The 16,225-nt window shown below is 69.6% G+C and carries 12 protein-coding genes; 6 read left to right on the forward strand and 6 right to left on the reverse strand.

The genetic code is table 11. The features are described 5' to 3' along the window. Positions 1-87 precede the first annotated feature (87 nt). Both apbC and PSESU_RS09845 read right to left on the reverse strand, forming a co-directional pair. Positions 88-945, reverse strand: coding sequence for an iron-sulfur cluster carrier protein ApbC (gene apbC, locus PSESU_RS09840; RefSeq protein ID WP_013535629.1), 858 nt, complete (start codon positions 943-945; stop codon positions 88-90). 33 nt (positions 946-978) lie between these two features. Continuing rightward, complete coding sequence (locus tag PSESU_RS09845) at positions 979-2,574, reverse strand: tetratricopeptide repeat-containing sulfotransferase family protein (protein WP_081459312.1); 1,596 nt, start codon at positions 2,572-2,574, stop codon at positions 979-981. Between the two features lie 178 nt (positions 2,575-2,752). On the opposite strand from PSESU_RS09845, the gene PSESU_RS09850 reads away from it, so the two are divergent. The 5 genes from PSESU_RS09850 to PSESU_RS09870 all read left to right on the forward strand — a co-directional run bounded on the left by PSESU_RS09850 (position 2,753) and on the right by PSESU_RS09870 (position 11,458). Further along, positions 2,753-5,776, forward strand: coding sequence for a TonB-dependent receptor domain-containing protein (locus PSESU_RS09850; RefSeq protein WP_013535631.1), 3,024 nt, complete (start codon positions 2,753-2,755; stop codon positions 5,774-5,776). Positions 5,777-5,913: 137 nt separating this feature from the next. Further along, complete coding sequence (locus tag PSESU_RS09855; RefSeq protein ID WP_233275211.1) at positions 5,914-7,914, forward strand: alpha/beta hydrolase family protein; 2,001 nt, start codon at positions 5,914-5,916, stop codon at positions 7,912-7,914. A 115-nt stretch (positions 7,915-8,029) separates the two neighbouring features. Continuing rightward, the gene (locus PSESU_RS09860; RefSeq protein WP_013535633.1) at positions 8,030-8,470 is read left to right on the forward strand and encodes a DUF2147 domain-containing protein; all 441 of its coding nucleotides are present in this window, start codon (positions 8,030-8,032) and stop codon (positions 8,468-8,470) included. A gap of 132 nt (positions 8,471-8,602) precedes the next feature. Next, positions 8,603-10,729, forward strand: coding sequence for a methionine--tRNA ligase (metG, locus tag PSESU_RS09865; protein ID WP_013535634.1), 2,127 nt, complete (start codon positions 8,603-8,605; stop codon positions 10,727-10,729). Positions 10,730-10,867: 138 nt separating this feature from the next. Then, positions 10,868-11,458 carry an HAD family hydrolase gene (locus PSESU_RS09870; RefSeq protein ID WP_013535635.1) on the forward strand — a complete coding sequence of 197 codons (591 nt, stop codon included), beginning with the start codon at positions 10,868-10,870 and terminating at the stop codon, positions 11,456-11,458. Positions 11,459-11,468: 10 nt separating this feature from the next. On the opposite strand, the gene PSESU_RS09875 is transcribed toward PSESU_RS09870, so the two are convergent. Continuing rightward, on the reverse strand, positions 11,469-11,921 hold the full coding sequence (locus PSESU_RS09875) for a hypothetical protein (protein WP_233275212.1): 453 nt from the start codon (positions 11,919-11,921) through the stop codon (positions 11,469-11,471). 112 nt (positions 11,922-12,033) lie between these two features. On the opposite strand from PSESU_RS09875, the gene rnfB reads away from it, so the two are divergent. Continuing rightward, the gene (gene rnfB / locus PSESU_RS09880; RefSeq protein ID WP_013535637.1) at positions 12,034-12,459 is read left to right on the forward strand and encodes an Rnf electron transport complex subunit RnfB; all 426 of its coding nucleotides are present in this window, start codon (positions 12,034-12,036) and stop codon (positions 12,457-12,459) included. A gap of 25 nt (positions 12,460-12,484) precedes the next feature. Here the strand turns inward: rnfB and PSESU_RS09885 are convergent, their stop codons facing one another. From PSESU_RS09885 to mutL, 3 genes are read right to left on the reverse strand one after another with little or no spacing between them, the layout of a single operon-like run. Next, positions 12,485-13,414 carry a TraB/GumN family protein gene (locus tag PSESU_RS09885; protein ID WP_013535638.1) on the reverse strand — a complete coding sequence of 310 codons (930 nt, stop codon included), beginning with the start codon at positions 13,412-13,414 and terminating at the stop codon, positions 12,485-12,487. Then, a complete protein-coding gene (locus tag PSESU_RS09890; protein ID WP_428992099.1) occupies positions 13,414-14,349 on the reverse strand; it encodes a DUF1684 domain-containing protein in 936 nt (311 codons plus the stop codon). Before PSESU_RS09890 ends, PSESU_RS09885 begins: the two co-directional genes overlap by 1 nt. Positions 14,350-14,363: 14 nt before the next feature. Continuing rightward, the gene (gene mutL, locus PSESU_RS09895) at positions 14,364-16,217 is read right to left on the reverse strand and encodes a DNA mismatch repair endonuclease MutL (protein ID WP_013535640.1); all 1,854 of its coding nucleotides are present in this window, start codon (positions 16,215-16,217) and stop codon (positions 14,364-14,366) included. Positions 16,218-16,225: the final 8 nt, after the last annotated feature.

Consider the following 16,225-nt stretch of genomic DNA (forward strand, 5'->3'; position numbering starts at 1 on the left):
GCGCGATTGTAGGGGCAAGGCGCGCGCCGGCACACCCGTCCGCCGGCGTGCGGAGCAGCGGCCGCGGCCGTCGCGGCCGCCCGGGCTTCAGCCCAGCAACTTCGAGGCGATCGGGATCGAGGCCCGCGGCCGCTGCGCCAGGCTGGCGGCAAGCGCCTCGGCCGCGGCCAGGTAGGCCTTGGCCGGTGCCGAATCCGGTGCCGAGGCGACCACCGGCGTGCCGGCGTCACCCTGCTCGCGGATGCGCAGGTCCAGCGGCAGCGAGCCCAGCAGCGGCACGCCATAGCGCTCGGCCATGGCCTGCGCCCCGCCCTGCCCGAACACGTGCTCGGCGTGGCCGCAGTTGCTGCAAACGTGCACCGCCATGTTCTCGACGATGCCCAGCACCGGCACGTCGACCTTGTTGAACATGGCCACGGCCTTGCGGGCGTCCAGGGTGGCGATCTCCTGCGGGGTGGTCACCACCACCGCGCCGGCCACCGGGATCTTCTGCGCCAGGGTCAGCTGGATGTCGCCGGTGCCCGGCGGGAGGTCCACCACCAGGTAGTCCAGGTCGTCCCAAAGGGTGTCGGAGAACAGCTGCATCAGCGCCGAGGTCGCCATCGGGCCGCGCCAGATCATCGGCGTGTCCTGCTCGACCAGCAGGCCAATGGACATGGCCTCGATGCCGAACGCGCGCATCGGTTCGATCGACTTGCCGTCCGGGCTTTCCGGGCGCCCTGACAGACCGAGCATGGCCGGTACGCTGGGGCCATAGACGTCCGCATCGAGCACGCCGACCCGCGCGCCCAGCCGGTGCAGGGCCAGGGCCAGGTTCACCGCGGTGGTGGACTTGCCGACGCCGCCCTTGCCGGAGCCGACGGCGATGACGTTGCGGATGCGCGGATGCGGGGAGAGGCCGCCCTGCACCGCGCGGGCGGGAATACGTGGGGTATTGGTTTCCATGGTGGCAGTCTAGCGGCCCTCCGGCGGAAGGGCTCAGTCCTCGTACAGGCCGGCGGCCTTGAGCCGCGCGACCAGCGGCGCCAGGCCTTCCAGGTGCCGCCGCGAGCTGCGCACCGAGCGGGAATGGACCGGCTGCCGCACCTGGGCGGCACTGGCGGTGGCGAAGACCTTGCCCGCGTCCGGCACTTCCACCGCCTCGGGGGTCCATTCCAGGCCACACCATTCGTAGATACGGCGCGACTGGCCCTCCGGATCGGTGACCAGGTCCTCGTAGCGCACGTCGAGGATCTGGCCCGGCAGCACCTGGTGCCAGTGGTCCATCAGCCGGCGGTAGGCGATGTAGTAGTCGGCCAGTTCCTCCAGGTCGTAGGAGAACTCGTAGGCGCCGAAGAACAGGGTCTTGAGGATGGCGTAGCAGCTATCCAGCGGGTCGCGGACCAGGTGGATGATCCGCGCCCTGGGCAGCGCCTTGCTGATCACGCCGCAGTACATGAAGTTGGCCGGCAGCTTGTCGATGAACAGCGGGCTGCCGCCGGCCAGCTGGCGGGCGCCGCGCATGTACTCCCGCCCCAGGGTGGCGAAATCGAGCTGCAGCGAGGCCTCGGCCACCGACAGGCCCGGATTGGAGGCCATCACCCTGGCGACGCCGTTGCCCAGCAGGTAGCCGAAGTCGGTGAGCTCGCCCGCATTGGCCACCTTGCCGGATTGCAGCAGCATGCGCTCGGCCAGGGTGGTACCGGTGCGGGGCAGGCCAAGTACGAAGATCGCGCCCTCCTCCTCCCAGCCTTCGACAGGCGCGGCCATCGCCTCGGGGGTCGCCAGGCGCTTGATCTCGTCGAGGGTGGCGTAGAAACCGCTGGGATCGTAGTTGAGGGTCGAGCGGCGCTTGCGCGCGCCGGCCATCAGCTTGGCGAAGGACTCGGCATGCTCGCCCAGGTCCTCCAGTTCCTTGGCCAGGGCGTAGAGCGCGCAGGCCTCGTCCTCGGTACGGGCGAAACCCTGCGCCAGGCGTGCACGCAGGTCCTCGACGTGGTTGTCCGCAGGTGTCTGCTTGCGCAGGGTCGAGCGCAGGTACAGGACCGATCCGGACTGCGGCGCGGCGGCCAGCAGCTTCCCGATGTCCTGCTCGGCGGCCTCGGTCTGGGCGGCATAGAAGCGGGCCACGGCCAGGTCGTAGCGCCACGGCGTGCGCTCCTCCAGGGCCAGCGCGCGCTCGTAGTGCGAGATGGCCTGCAGCAGCTGGTTGTGGTGGTAGTACAGCTTGCCCAGCTGCCACAGCAGCAGGGCATTGCCTCCGGCCTGGGCGGACAGTTCGCCGGCCAGGGCAATGGCCTCGTCGCGGCGGTAGGCGCGCGACAGCAGCCAGCCCTTCTTGATCCTGTGCTGGGGGTCGTCGGAAAGGGCGATGGCGCGATCGATATGGCCGATCGCGGCCGGCAGGTCGCTGGCCAGGCGGCTGGCTTCGGCCAGGAAGGCGCGGATGGCGGCGACGTCGGGGTAGCGGCCGGCGAGCTGCTGGCCAAGGGCGACCGCGTCGGCAGGCCGGTGCTGGCGGAGGAGTTCGTTGCCTTCCGCGATGCCGCGGGCGATTTCGGCCTGCGGGCCGGACTGCATGGACTGGCTATTCATAAACGGAGTCTAAACCAGCCCGATCTATCCGCCCAACGACGGGGACGTGACAGTTCCGAGATGCCTACGTTAAGAACCCGTTGCATTTAGCAAAAATTCAGCGTTAGTATCGGGACGCAACCATTTCCGCAGTAACGCTGGAATGTAAGCAACTCACTGTTTTTCCAGGAGATCCGCAATGCCCCGTCACACCCAAGGCCACTTCAGCAAGAGCCCGCTGGCTCTGGCCCTGGCCACCGCGCTGGCCTTCCCGGTCGGCGCCTACGCCCAGGAAGCCACCAGCTCGGCGGATCAGGAGTCGACCGACACCACCGAGATGCAGACCATCGTGGTGACCGGTTCGCGCATCGCCAAGAGCACCTACAACTCGGTGTCTCCGATCCAGGTGATCACGCGCGAAGAGTCGACCGTCGCCGGCTTCAACTCCACCGCCGGCCTGCTGCAGAGCAATGCCGTCACCGGCGGCAGCGACCAGATCAACAACGCTTACGGCGGCTACGTCGTCAACGGCGGCCCGGGTGTGAACACCCTGTCGCTGCGTGGCCTTGGCGCGACCCGCACCCTGGTGCTGGTCAACGGCCGTCGCATGTCGCCCTCCGGCTCGCGTGGTGCGGTCGGTTCGGCCGACCTGAACACCCTGCCGAACATCATGGTCGACCACGTCGAAGTCCTGAAGGACGGTGCGTCGGCGATCTACGGTTCGGACGCGGTCGCGGGCGTGGTCAACCTGGTCACCAAGAGCAAGGTCGACGGCGTGTCGGTCGAGTTCCAGACCAACGCCACCCAGAACGGCGGTGGCACCGAGACCCGTTGGGGCGCCCTGTTCGGCACCAGCGGCGACAACTGGCGTGTGTCCGGCTCGCTGGAAATCTACGACCGCGACGAAATCAAGCTGGGTCAGCGTGACTGGGCCAGCAAGTGCCCGACCCCGCTGTACGGCCGCGACGACGCGACCGGCCGCTACGGCGCCGGCGACTACATCGACCCGACCACCGGCGAGCCGAAGTGCTGGGGCCTGGATGCGGGCGGCGTGACCATCAACACCCTGGGCACCGCCTGGATGCTGGGCCGTCCGGGCCTGGGCAGCCTGGGCTACTACGGCACCTACTATCCGGAAGAGCTGCCGGGCCTGGGCCTGGGTGGCCTGGATTACTTCAACCGCTGGCGTCCGAACCCGAACGTCACCGACGGCGACCTGCCGGGCTTCGAGGGCGTGGACTACGAAGGTCGTACCACCTACGACCCGAAGATGAAGCAGGAGTCGCTGATCTCGCCGACCACCAACATCATCGGCTTCCTGCAGGGCAGCCTCGACCTGAACGCCATGGGCAATGCCGAGGCGTACTTCGAGATCCTGCAGACCCGCCGCGAGTCGAGCCAGGTCGGCTACCTGCAGCACAGCCTCGACTACCCGGTCAACAGCCCGCTGCTGGGCGAGCTGTCCTGGCTGCCGGCCTTCATGGCCGCGCCGGCCGACGGTTCGACCGGTGGTCGCAACGTCGCCGCCCGCGCCTTCATCGGCTGGGGCCTGTACAACAACAAGCAGCAGGTCGACTTCGGCCGCTACACCGCCGGCCTGCGTGGCGACCTGGCGGGCAGCTGGAACTACGACGGTCACATCAGCTACGGCCGGTCCGACGCTGACTACATGACCCAGAACCGCCTGACCGACCGCTACCGCAAGACCCTGGACGTGGTCTCCGACGGCAACGGCGGCTTCGTCTGCCGTGACGCCTCCGACGGCTGCGTCGCTGCCCCGGTCCTGAGCGCCGACGTCATCGCCGGCAACCTGCCGCAGGCCTACCGCGACTACATCATGCAGTGGACCCGCGGCAACACGGTCTACACCGAGAAGACCGCCGCCTTCGGCGTCACCGGTTCGCTGTTCGACATCCCGTTCGGCGGCACCGTCGGCGCCGCGTTCGGCGTCGAGTACCGCTCGATGGAGATCGACGACACCCCGGACATCAACTCGATCAACAGCAACCTGTACGGCTTCAGCTCGTCGACCCCGACCCGTGGCGACGACGCCGTGAAGGAAGCCTATGCCGAGTTCGAGATCCCGCTGCTGTCCGGCCTGCCGTTCGCGCAGGAGCTGACCTTCAACGCATCGGCCCGCTACACCGACTACGACTCCTACGGCTCGGATGACACCTGGAAGCTGGGCATGCTGTGGACCCCGGTCGACTGGCTGTCGTTCCGCGCTTCGCGTGGCACCTCGTTCCGCGCGCCGGCCCTGTTCGAACAGCACCTGGGCGCCAGCAGCGGCTTCGTCAACCAGAGCAACGACCCGTGTAACGGCTGGGCCGGCCTGACCGACCAGGCCAGCAACCGCTACCTGAACTGCCAGAGCCTGGGCCTGCCGAACAACTTCCAGCAGACCCAGAGCATCCAGGTGTTCACCAAGGGTGGCGCCGAGACCGGCCTGTTCGCGGAGACCTCGACCGCGAAGACCGCCGGCCTGGTGTTCCAGCCTGACTTCGGCAGCGGCTTCGGCGACCTGTCGTTCGCGGCCGACTACTTCGAGACCGAAGTCAACAACGGTGTCGCCCTGCTGACCGGCGCGCAGATCCTGTCGCTGTGCTATGCCCAGACCCCGGGCGAGTTCTCGGCCGGCGCCGGCTACTGCGGCCTGGTCCAGCGCCACGCCACCAACGCCCTGACCGTGACCACCGGCTACATCAACGTGGCCCGCGACAAGGTCCGTGGCTGGGACTACAACCTGCGCTACGGTCGTGACATCGGCGCCGGCGAGTTCGTCGCCAACGTCCAGGTCACGCACTTCCTGGAGCAGGGTGGCCAGAGCCTGCCGACCATCGAGTACCGCGATGCCAACGGCATGGTCGGCGCCCCCGACTACACCGGCCAGATGGACCTGAACTACTCCATCAACGGCTGGCGCTTCCGCTACGGCGTGGAGTGGGTCGGTGCCACCGAGAGCTACTCGTACTACGACAGGTACTTCGACACCGACTACCGTCCGACCTACCTGATGAAGACGGACGACTACTACCTGCACAACATGTCGGTGAAGTACTCGGGTGACGACTGGTCCGTGACCGCCGGCGTGCGCAACGTCGCCGACAAGGATCCGCCGAAGGTGTCGACCGGTGCCTACACCGCCATCGGCAACGCCCCGCTGTACAGCGGCTACGACTACTTCGGTCGCAACTACTTCGTGAGCTTCACGAAGAAGTTCTGATCGGTTTAGAAGTACCGTGAAACAAGGAGCCGCCGCCCTTCCGGGCGGCGGCTTTTTTACATATTCTCGCGAAGGTTTTCTGCCACCCATGGAGGGCGCCAATGAGTAGATCCAGGTTGTTTATCCTCGCAGCCGCGATGGCCGCGGCTTTCCCCGCGTTCGCCGCGGACAAGCCTGTCGCCCCGACCATCGAGCAGATGGCCGCATACCCGCAGTTCTCCGGTTTCACCCTGTCCCCCGACGGCCGCCACATCGCGGCGCTACGCGGCACCGGCGAGGACCGCGTCATCGCGGTGTGGGACACCGACGCGCTGGACAAGGCCCCGACCCTGATCGGCGCCTCGAGCATGAAGTTCAGCGCCGTGCAGTTCATCAAGAACGACCGCCTGGCGGTGGTGCTGACGCAGCCGTACGACCTGCGCGGCGGCAGCGTGGTCAAGACCTTCATCAGCAAGCTGATGATCACCGACCTTGAAGGCAAGGAGTGGCGCGAGCCGCTGCCGCAGCCGCGCGCGGCCACCCGCGAGGCCGAGCTGATGCAGGCGCTGAGCAACCCGACCGTGCTCGACTCCCTGCCCAACGACCCGCACCACATCCTGGTGGTCAACAACACCGGCAGGAACGAGGGCGACGTCTACCGCGTCGACCTGCGCACCTTCAAGGCCGAGCGCATCCAGATGTCCGAGGAGCGCGTGGCCGGCTACGTCACCGACCTGGACGGCAACCTGCGCGCGCGCCTGAAGCAGGACGTGAACCCGACCGGCGCCTACGTCTCCGCCGAGTTCCGCGAGCCGTCCGGAAAGTGGGTCGAGCACTTCCGCTCGTACGTGAAGAACCGCGACCAGACCCAGATCATCGGCTTCAGCAACGACCCGAACATCGCCTTCGTGCAGAGCAACGAGGGCGAGGACAAGACGGTCATCTACGAGTACGACATCGCCGCCCGCACCCGCAAGGAAGTGCTGTTCCAGCACCGTTTCTTCAACGCCGGCAGCGTCGTGACCAATCCCTACCGCGCCGCGGGCGAGGACTTCGGCCAGATCCTCGGCCTGACCTACCAGGGTCCGCGCGGCGACGAGGTCGAGTGGGTGCACCCGAAGATGCGCGCGCTCGACGCCGGCCTGCGCCAGGCCATGGGCATCCGCAACGAGAAGATGCGCCTGGTCGACCCGGCCACCGGCGCGTCGGCGACGATCGAGTACCCGGTCGAGAAGAACCTGTCCGTGATCGCCATGACCCCGGACATGTCGACCGTCCTGGTCTCGGTGGACGGCGCCTCGGTGCCGCCGGAGTACCACCTGTTCCGCAACGGCCAGCTGACCCTGCTGGCGAAGCAGTACCCGGACATCGACCCGCGCGCCCTCGGCCGTACCGAGCTGGTCTATTACAAGGCCCGCGACGGCCTGGACATCCCCGCGTTCCTGACCCGTCCGAACCCGGAGCTGTGCGGTCCCGGTCCGTACAACACCGTGATCCACCCGCACGGCGGCCCCTGGGCCCGCGACACCATGGACTTCGACGGCTCCATGTGGGTGCCGATGCTGGCCTCGCGCTGCAACGTCGTGCTGCGCCCGCAGTACCGCGGCTCGCAGGGCTGGAGCCGCAAGCTGTGGATGGCCGGCGACGCCGAGTGGGGCGGCAAGATGCAGGATGACAAGGACGACGGCGCCAAGTGGCTGATCGACCAGGGCCTGGCCAAGCCCGGCCACATCGCCATGTTCGGCTTCTCCTACGGCGGTTACGCCGCGTTCGCCGCCTCGGTGCGCCCGAACGGCCTGTACAAGTGCGCCATCGCCGGCGCCGGCGTGTCCGACATCCGCCGTATCTGGTCGCGCTTCTATACCAACCCGTTCTTCCGCCAGGCCCAGGCGCCGACGGTCGACGGCCTGAGCCCGCTGGACAAGGCCGAGCAGATGCAGATCCCGCTGATGGTCTACCACGGCGATCGCGACCAGACCGTGCCGATCGAACAGTCCGAGTGGTTCGTGAACAAGGCCAAGGCGGCCGGCAAGCCGGTGGTCTACCACGAGATCAAGGACTACGCCCACGGCCCGGCCTGGACCCGCCGGATCATGGCCGACCAGCTGCGCATCATCGACAACTACCTGGCCAGCGACTGCGGCGGCACCGGCCTCTGACCGCCAGCGGAACCGCCGGCGCGAGGGGCGCCGGCGGTCATCCGTACGCAAGCGGATGCTGGTATAAGTGGACCAGGCCCGCCTTGGCTGGCGGACCAACCCAAGGGAGGAAAACATGCGCAAGACCCTGCTGGCCGGCCTGATCGCCGTGCCGCTGATGGCCCTGGCCGCGGTGGCCTCGGCCGCCGATCCGGTCGTCGGCCGCTGGAAGACCATCGACGGCGAAACCGGCAAGCCCAAGTCCTACGTGGAGATCACCCAGGCCGCCAACGGCACCCTGAGCGGTCGCATCGTCGAGCTGATCAACCCGACCAAGCCGAATCCGACCTGCGACAACTGCAAGGACGACCGCAAGGGCAAGCCGATCACCGGGATGGAGATCATCCGCGGCATGAAGGCCGAGGGCGGCGGCAAGTACGCCGGCGGCACCATCCTCAAGCCGGACGAGGGCAAGGTCTACAAGTCCAAGATGGAGCTGGTCGAGGGAGGCAGGAAGCTGGAGGTTTCCGGCTGCATCGCCTTCATCTGCAAGTCGCAGGTCTGGGAACGCCAGTAAGCCCCACCGACCGCGGGTTCCTTCCAGCGACCCGGCCCAGGCCGGGTCGCTGCGTTCCGGGCGGTGGATACCGCGCAAGGCCCGGCAGCGGCCACGTGCGATAATGGCCGGCCCTCCGTGCCCGGTTTCCCCATGTCCCGCTCCACCCTGGTCACCAACGCCCTGCCCTACGCCAACGGCCCGCTGCACCTGGGCCACCTGGTCGGCTACATCCAGGCCGACATCTGGGTGCGGGCGCGGCGCGAGCGCGGGCAGACCGTCCACTACGTCTGCGCCGACGACACCCACGGCACGCCGATCATGCTCGCCGCCGAGAAGGCGGGGGTCACGCCCGAGGCCTTCATCGCCGCGACCAAGGCCGGCCACGAGCGCGACTTCCAGGACTTCGGGGTCCACTTCGACTGGTACCACTCGACCCATTCGGACGAGAACCGCGCCCTGACCGAGCGCTTCTACGCCGCGCTGGACGCGCGCGGCAGCATCGAGCGGCGTTCGATCGAGCAGCTTTACGACCCGGTCAAGGCGATGTTCCTGCCCGACCGCTACGTCAAGGGCACCTGCCCCAAGTGCAAGTCGCCGGACCAGTACGGCGACAACTGCGAGGCCTGCGGCGCCACCTACGGCCCGACCGACCTGATCGACCCGCGCTCGGCCGTCTCCGGCGCCACCCCGGAGCTGCGCGCTTCCGAGCACTTCTTCTTCAAGCTCGGCCAGTACACCGAAGGCCTGCGCGAGTGGCTCAGGGGCGACGTCGCCCTGCCCGGCGTCAAGGCCAAGCTGGCCGAGTGGATCGAGGGCGAAGGCGGCCTGCGCGACTGGGACATCTCCCGCGACGCGCCCTACTTCGGCTTCGAGATCCCCGGCCACCCGGGCAAGTACTTCTACGTCTGGCTCGACGCGCCGATCGGCTACTTCTCCAGCCTGCTGGCGCTGGCCCGCAGCGGCAACAAGGCCGGCTTCGACGAGGCGGCGATGGAACGGCTGCTGCAGCCGGGCGACCATGCCGAGCTGCACCATTTCATCGGCAAGGACATCGTCAACTTCCACGGCCTGTTCTGGCCGGCGGTGCTGGAAGGCAACGGCCTGCGCAAGCCGGACCGCCTGCACGTCAATGGCTACCTGACCGTGGACGGCGCCAAGATGTCCAAGTCGCGCGGCACCTTCATCATGGCCCGCACCTACCTGGACGTCGGCCTGGAGCCGGACGCGCTGCGCTACTACTTCGCCTGCAAGTCCTCCGGCGGCGTGGACGACCTGGACCTCAACCTGTCGGACTTCGTCGCCCGCGTGAACAGCGACCTGGTAGGCAAGTTCGCCAACATCGCCAGCCGCTGCGCCAGGCTGCTGGACGTGCATTTCGGCAACGTGCTGGCCACGCCCCCAGCGCTAGTTGATGAGACCGGCGACCTCTCGGAAGGCTGGGCCGAGACCGCACGCCAGCTGCTCGCCAATGTACGCGGACGAATCGAAACCGCGCCGGAGCTTTACACCGAGGACAATTTTGCGGCGGTAACGCGTAATGCGATGGCGGCCGCCGATATGGCCAACGAATACATCGCTGCCACCGCGCCGTGGGCCCTGGCCAAGGACCCGGCGCGGCGCGCCGACCTGCACCTGGTGCTGAGCACCGCCATCCAGGCCTTCGCCGACATCGCCGGCGTGCTCAAGCCGATCGTGCCGGGCATCATCGCCCGCGCCGAGGCCTGGCTGGGCACCACCCTGGCGGTGGACCGCCGCATCGACCTGGCCGGCCGCACCGTGGCCGCCTACACCCCCCTGTTCACCCGTATCGACCCCAAGCTGATCGACGCCATGACCGAAGCCTCCAAGGACACCCTCGCCGCCGCTCCCGCCCCCGCCCAGCCCGGGAAGAAGGCCGAGGCGAAGAAGGAGGCCGCGCCGGCTGCACCGGCCGCGGACGCGCCGCAGTACATCGGCATCGAGGACTTCGCCAGGCTCGACCTGCGCATCGGCAAGGTGCTGGAGTGCGGCTTCGTCGAGGGTTCGGACAAGCTGCTGCGCTTCCTGCTGGACGCCGGCGAACTGGGCCAGCGCCAGATCTTCTCCGGCATCCGCTCCAGCTACGGCGAGCCGGAGAAGCTGGTCGGCCGCAGCGTGGTGTTCATCGCCAACCTCGCCCCGCGCAAGATGCGCTTCGGCATCAGCGAGGGCATGATCCTGTCGGCCGGCTTCGACGGCGGCGCCCTGGCCCTGCTGGATGCCGACGAAGGCGCCCAGGCCGGCATGCCGGTGCGCTGAGGCCCGCACCCGTCGCAATCGTCCGCGCCACGAGCGCGGGCAAGGAGGGGTCGCGCGACCGCTCCTCCGCGCAGCGCGGCGATCCTGCCGCGCCGCGCATCGAAGTCCTCCCGCGTGTTCCAACCGCAAGGCATGCCAATGGAACTGGCCCTGGTCGACTTCGACCACACCGTCACCACCTGCGACACCTATGGCCGCTTCATGCGCCACGTCGCCACGCCTGAGCAGCTGGCCAGCTCGCGCTGGAGCGTCGGCCCCTGGGTGGCCGGCTACCGGCTCGGGCTGGTGTCGGCGTCCGCCCTGCGGGTGCGGGTGACCCGCAAGGTGTTCAACGGCCGCGACGCCGCGGAGATCGCCGCCATCGGCGCGGACTACGCCCGCGATGTCCTGCCCCGGGTGGTGCGTCCGGAAATGCTCGGGCGCATCGCCGAGCATCGTGCCCGCGGGCATGAGGTGGTGATCGTGTCGGGCTCGCTGGACGTCTACCTGGAACCGTGGTGCCGCAGCCACGGCGTGGATTGGATCTGCAATCGCCTGGAAAGCGAGGCCGGCCGGTTGACCGGCCGCTATGCCGGCGGCGACCGCGGTGCGCACAAGGTCGCCGACATCCGCGCCCGCTACGACCTGTCGCGCTACACCCGGATCCACGCCTACGGCGACAGCAGCGAGGACCGGGCGATGCTGGCCCTGGCCCACGAGCGCTGGTGGCGCGGCCAGCGCGTCGCCTGACTGCCCGGGCTCAATCCCCCGGCGCGGGCACCGGCTCGAAACCCACGGGCACGAAGCGCCCGTCCTCGAACACGAAGTAGTGGCGGCCGTGCCCGCGCGCGGTGTCTAGCCTGCCGTTGAGCACCAGCAGGCGGCTGTCGGCGCGATAGTCGAGCATCTCGCCCTCGCCCTCCCAGCAGCAGGCCACCGCTGGCAGCACGACAAGCCCGCCGCTGCCGCGGTCGGCGGCCAGCAGGCGCAGGCAGTCGCTGCCGCAGCCCCACTGCACCAGCACCTGGTCGCCGGCGAAGTCCGGCACGCCGGACAGGGCCTCGCGCAGCACCGGTTCCAGTTCGCGCAGGTTTGCATCCTCGATGAGCGGCACGACCGGCGCAGCAAACTCCTGCACCTGCACCGGATACGCACCGTGGGATGGCAATTGCGCCACCGCCTGCGCAGCCAGGACCGATGCCAATGCCAACATCCACGCCTTCATCCGCGTCCCTCCTGGGTTCCGCGACGAGCATCGCCCGCCCGGGAGCGTGTGTACAGGCTACGCAGCGGCGATAATGCCCGGCCCGCAACGCCGTCCACGCATGCCCTTCCCGCTTCCGCCCCTGGTCGAACGCCTCGACCGCCTGCTGCCGCAGACCCAGTGCGGCCAGTGCGGCTATCCGGGCTGCCGCCCGTATGCCGAGGCCATGGCCGCCGGCGAGGCCGGGCCGGATCATTGCCCACCCGGCGGCGACGAGGGCGCGCTGGCGCTGGCGCGGGTGCTGGGCGTGCCGCCCCTGCCCTACGACCGCAGCCGCGGCAGCTGCAAGCCACCGGCGGTGGCGGTGGTCATCGAGGCCGACTGCATCGGCTGCACCAAGTGCATCCAGGCCTGCCCGGTGGACGCCATCATCGGCGGCGCCAAGCTGATGCACGTGGTGCTGGATCCACTGTGCACCGGCTGCGAGCTGTGCGTGCCCGCGTGCCCGGTGGACTGCATCGTGATGGAACCGGCGCCGGCGGCCTGAGCGTGGCGCCGCCAGGGTTGTGGCCTCAGCGGGCGCGGTCCCGGCACACGCGCTCGACCTTGTAACCCTTCGCGCGCAGGCGCTCGACCAGGCCATCGGGGCCAAGCAGGTGCAACGCACCCACCACGACCAGGGTGTCCCCTTCCGGGCGCGCCAGGCGCGCTTCCAGCTGCGGCAGCCAGGCCTCGTTGCGGTCGACGTTGATGCGCCTGTACAGGGCCGGATGCTCGCGCTCCAGGTCCGCGCCCATCTGCCGCCACAGCGCGTCGCCATCGCCGCTGCGCCAGGCGCGATGCATGGATTCGATCGAGCCAGGCCCGGCCTCGGCCTGGTCCAGCGCCTGCTCCAGCATCTGCAGCTGCGCGTCCACCGGCATCCCGGACAGGGCGGCGATCTGGGCGGCACCCGTCTCCAACCCGGCGGTGGGCTTGCCGGCGGCGGCTGCGGCGTCCATCAGGTGCCGGTCCAGGCCCAGTGCCGGATCCAGGCCCTGCTGCTGCAGTTGCAGCAGCGACAGGGTCAGGCCGACGAACCACGGATCGAAGCCGGACAGCCGCTCCAGCGGCAGGCCCCTGGCATCGGCATATGCGCGCAGGCGCGCCGACAGGCGCGGGCCGAGGTCGCCCTCGAGCGTCCCGGGCCGCTTACGCTGCGCCGCCTGCACCATGGTGGCCGCCAGCCGGGGCGAGTTCGCCTCGTCCGGCGACAGCTCGAACACCACGCTTCCGGCGCCGGCCAGCGCCTCCTGCACCTCGCGGGCGACCGGATAGTCGCCCGGGCGCAGCATGTGGAAGGAGCCGAGCAGGTAGACCGCATTGTCCGCGTCGGAGACCTTCCACAGCAGCGGTTTCGGCGGCGCGGCCAGGGCCTGCAGCGACAGCAGCAATCCCAGCAGCAGCGCCGCCAGGCCGGCGAACCGGCGCGGGCGCGGAACAGCCACCGCGAGGCGACGCATCAGTGCACCTTGCCGGTGTAGTTCTTCTCGCCGGCGGTGATGGCCAGGTCCAGCCGGTTCTCCGGCGGCGGCAGCGGGCAGGTGGCGAACAGGGTGAACGCGCACGGCGGGTTGTAGGCGCGGTTGAAGTCCAGCACCACCTTGCCGCTGGTGCCGGGCCAGGGTGCATCGAGGAAACGCCCGGCCGGGTAGCTGCCGTGGCCGCTGGTGCGGTCGGCCAGTACGAAGAACAGCCCTTCATCCGGGCCGCCCAGTGCCTCGAGGCGATAGACCTGGCCGTCGCGTTCGAACTCCACCGCGCCGGGGTTGGGTGATTCGCCCTGGGTGCCGACGATGTCTGCGATCGGCAGGGTCTTGCCCGGCGGATGAGCAATGAAGCGGCCTTCGATGCGCCAGGACGGATCGGCTGGCCAGTACTGCAGGCCGGCGAACTGCAGCCGGGTCGGCGCATCGGCGTGGCGCACGCGCAGGGCGTGGCGGTCGCCGCGCTGGACCAGGTTGAGCTTGCCCTTGCCCTCGTCGAAGCCGATCACCGCCGGCTCCGAGTCGCGGTCGCTGTACAGCCGCGTGCGTCCCTTGAGCGGTTCGTCGTTGAGTGTCAGTTCGACGCCCTGCTCCGGCTCGAACCAGTAACGGCCCTGGCCGTCGCGGGTCACCAGGCCCATGCGCGCCGGGCCGAAGGCCATGCGCATGGTGTTGCCGATGCGCTCGCCGCTGCCGATGTAGTGCGCCTTGAGCTCGAGCCAGTGCAGGCCGACCAGGCTGGTCCAGCCATCCGGGCGCAGCAGTTCCTCCAGGCGCTGGTCGCGCCACTTCTGCTCCTCGGCCTGGAACGCCCTGTTGGCTGCCGCCAGCGCCGCGTCGTCGGCACCGGCGCCCTGGCCATCGCCGCCACCGCAGCCCGCGGCCAGCACCAGCAGCGCAGCCATCCCCATGGCCCGCGCCAACCTCATCTTCCCCTCAGGAACCATCGATCGATCTCCCCCAGACTGAAGCGCGCCCAGGTCGGGCGGCCGTGGTTGCATTGCCCGGAACGCTCGGTGGCTTCCATGTCACGCAACAGGGCGTTCATTTCCGGAATGGTCAGGCGCCGGTTGGCGCGCACCGCGCCATGACAGGCCATGGTCGAAAGCAGCTCGTCGCGCGCGGCGGCCACCCGGCGGGTGGCGCCGTGCTCGCGCAGGTCGGCCAGCACGTCGCGCAGCAGCGCCTCGGGATCGGCATGCGCGAGCAGCGCCGGCACGCTGCGCACGGCCAGGGTCTGCGGGCCGCTGCGGGTGACCTCGAAGCCGAGCTGGACCAGGGTCTCCGACTCGCGTTCGGCGACGTCGGCATCGCGCTCGCCCACCGCCAGCGACAGCGGCACCAGCAGCGGCTGTGCGCGCAGGCCGATGCCGTCGTGCGCGGTCTTCAGCCGCTCGTAGCCGATGCGCTCGTGGGCGGCGTGCATGTCCACCACCACCAGGCCCTCGGCGTTCTCGGCAAGGATGTAGATGCCGTGCAGCTGCGCGATGGCGTAGCCCAGCGGTGGCACCTCGCCCTGGGCTTCAGGCAGCGCCATGTCCTGGCGCGGCAGCACCGGCATGGCCGAGGCGCCGGAGCTGTTGCCCGGCTCGCCATACAGCGCGGCATATGCGCCCGCGGCCTCGTCCACGCGCAGGCCCAGCGGCTGCGGGGCCGGTGTCCACGGCACGAAGGGACGCGCGCCGGCACCGTTGTCCAGCGGCGACGGTGCGGCGGAGGCGGAGGGCTGCCAGCCCATCGGCGCCTGCCCCGGCATCGCGCTGGCGGCCACGCCGGTCTCGACGCCGGCGCGGGTCTGCGCCAGCGCTTCCTGCAGGGTGCGGAACACGAAGTCGTGGATCAGGCGCGCGTCGCGGAAGCGCACCTCGTGCTTGGCCGGATGCACGTTGACGTCGACCCGGGTCGGATCGAGTTCCAGGAACAGCACGTAGGCCGGCTGGCGGCCGTGGTAGAGCACGTCCTGGTAGGCCAGCTTCACCGCGTGGGCGACGCTGCGGTCGCGCACCGCGCGGCCGTTGACGTACAGGTACTGCTGGTCGGCGCTGGCTCGCGAGTAGTGCGGCTGCGCGATCCAGCCATGCAGGCGCAGGCCGGCGCCGCTGTGGTCGATGCGCAGGGCGCTGCGGGCGAAGTCCTCGCCCAGGGTCTCGCCCAGGCGCGCCGCCGCGTCCAGGTCGCCGGCGCGGTAGCGGCGCGAGGGCTTGCCGTTATGGCTGACCCGCAGCTCGACATCCGGACGGGCCAGCGCCAGCGAGCGCAGCCATTCCTCGATATGGCCCAGCTCGGTGCGCTCGGCGCGCAGGAACTTGCGCCGTGCTGGCACGTTGTAGAACAGCTCGCGCACTTCGACCGTGGTGCCCGGCGCGTGCGCCTTGGGCACGATCTCGCCGACCCGGCCACCGTCCACGTGCAGCGCGGCGCCGTGTTCGGCATCGCGCGGCCGCGAGGCCAGCATGAAGCGGCTGACCGAGGCGATCGAGGGCAGCGCCTCGCCGCGGAAGCCGAGCGTGGCCACCGCCTCGAGGTCGTCGAGCGAGGCGATCTTGCTGGTGGCGTGGCGGCTGATCGCCAGCGGCAGTTCCTCCGGCGGGATGCCGCCGCCATCGTCGCGGATCCGGATCAGGCGGATGCCGCCCTCCTCCAGGTCGATGTCGACCCGCGTCGCGCCAGCGTCCAGCGCGTTCTCCACCAGCTCCTTGACCACCGAGGCCGGGCGTTCGACCACCTCGCCGGCGGCAATCTGGTTGATCAGGGTGTCGGGAAGCGGTCGGATCGGCACGGCATCAC

It is taken from the genome of Pseudoxanthomonas suwonensis 11-1 (assembly GCF_000185965.1).
In the GTDB taxonomy this organism is placed as follows: domain Bacteria; phylum Pseudomonadota; class Gammaproteobacteria; order Xanthomonadales; family Xanthomonadaceae; genus Pseudoxanthomonas; species Pseudoxanthomonas suwonensis_A.

Excerpts from the sequence above, each read along its gene's own strand:
- apbC (WP_013535629.1), bottom strand. The coding sequence starts at position 945 with ATGGAAACCAATACCCCACGTATTCCCGCCCGCGCGGTGCAGGGCGGC.
- PSESU_RS09870 (WP_013535635.1), top strand. The coding sequence starts at position 10,868 with ATGGAACTGGCCCTGGTCGACTTCGACCACACCGTCACCACCTGCGAC.
- PSESU_RS09850 (WP_013535631.1), top strand. The coding sequence starts at position 2,753 with ATGCCCCGTCACACCCAAGGCCACTTCAGCAAGAGCCCGCTGGCTCTG.
- PSESU_RS09890 (WP_428992099.1), bottom strand. The coding sequence starts at position 14,349 with ATGGGGATGGCTGCGCTGCTGGTGCTGGCCGCGGGCTGCGGTGGCGGC.
- PSESU_RS09855 (WP_233275211.1), top strand. The coding sequence starts at position 5,914 with ATGGCCGCGGCTTTCCCCGCGTTCGCCGCGGACAAGCCTGTCGCCCCG.
- PSESU_RS09860 (WP_013535633.1), top strand. The coding sequence starts at position 8,030 with ATGCGCAAGACCCTGCTGGCCGGCCTGATCGCCGTGCCGCTGATGGCC.
- PSESU_RS09875 (WP_233275212.1), bottom strand. The coding sequence starts at position 11,921 with ATGTTGGCATTGGCATCGGTCCTGGCTGCGCAGGCGGTGGCGCAATTG.
- metG (WP_013535634.1), top strand. The coding sequence starts at position 8,603 with ATGTCCCGCTCCACCCTGGTCACCAACGCCCTGCCCTACGCCAACGGC.
- PSESU_RS09885 (WP_013535638.1), bottom strand. The coding sequence starts at position 13,414 with ATGCGTCGCCTCGCGGTGGCTGTTCCGCGCCCGCGCCGGTTCGCCGGC.
- rnfB (WP_013535637.1), top strand. The coding sequence starts at position 12,034 with ATGCCCTTCCCGCTTCCGCCCCTGGTCGAACGCCTCGACCGCCTGCTG.
- PSESU_RS09845 (WP_081459312.1), bottom strand. The coding sequence starts at position 2,574 with ATGAATAGCCAGTCCATGCAGTCCGGCCCGCAGGCCGAAATCGCCCGC.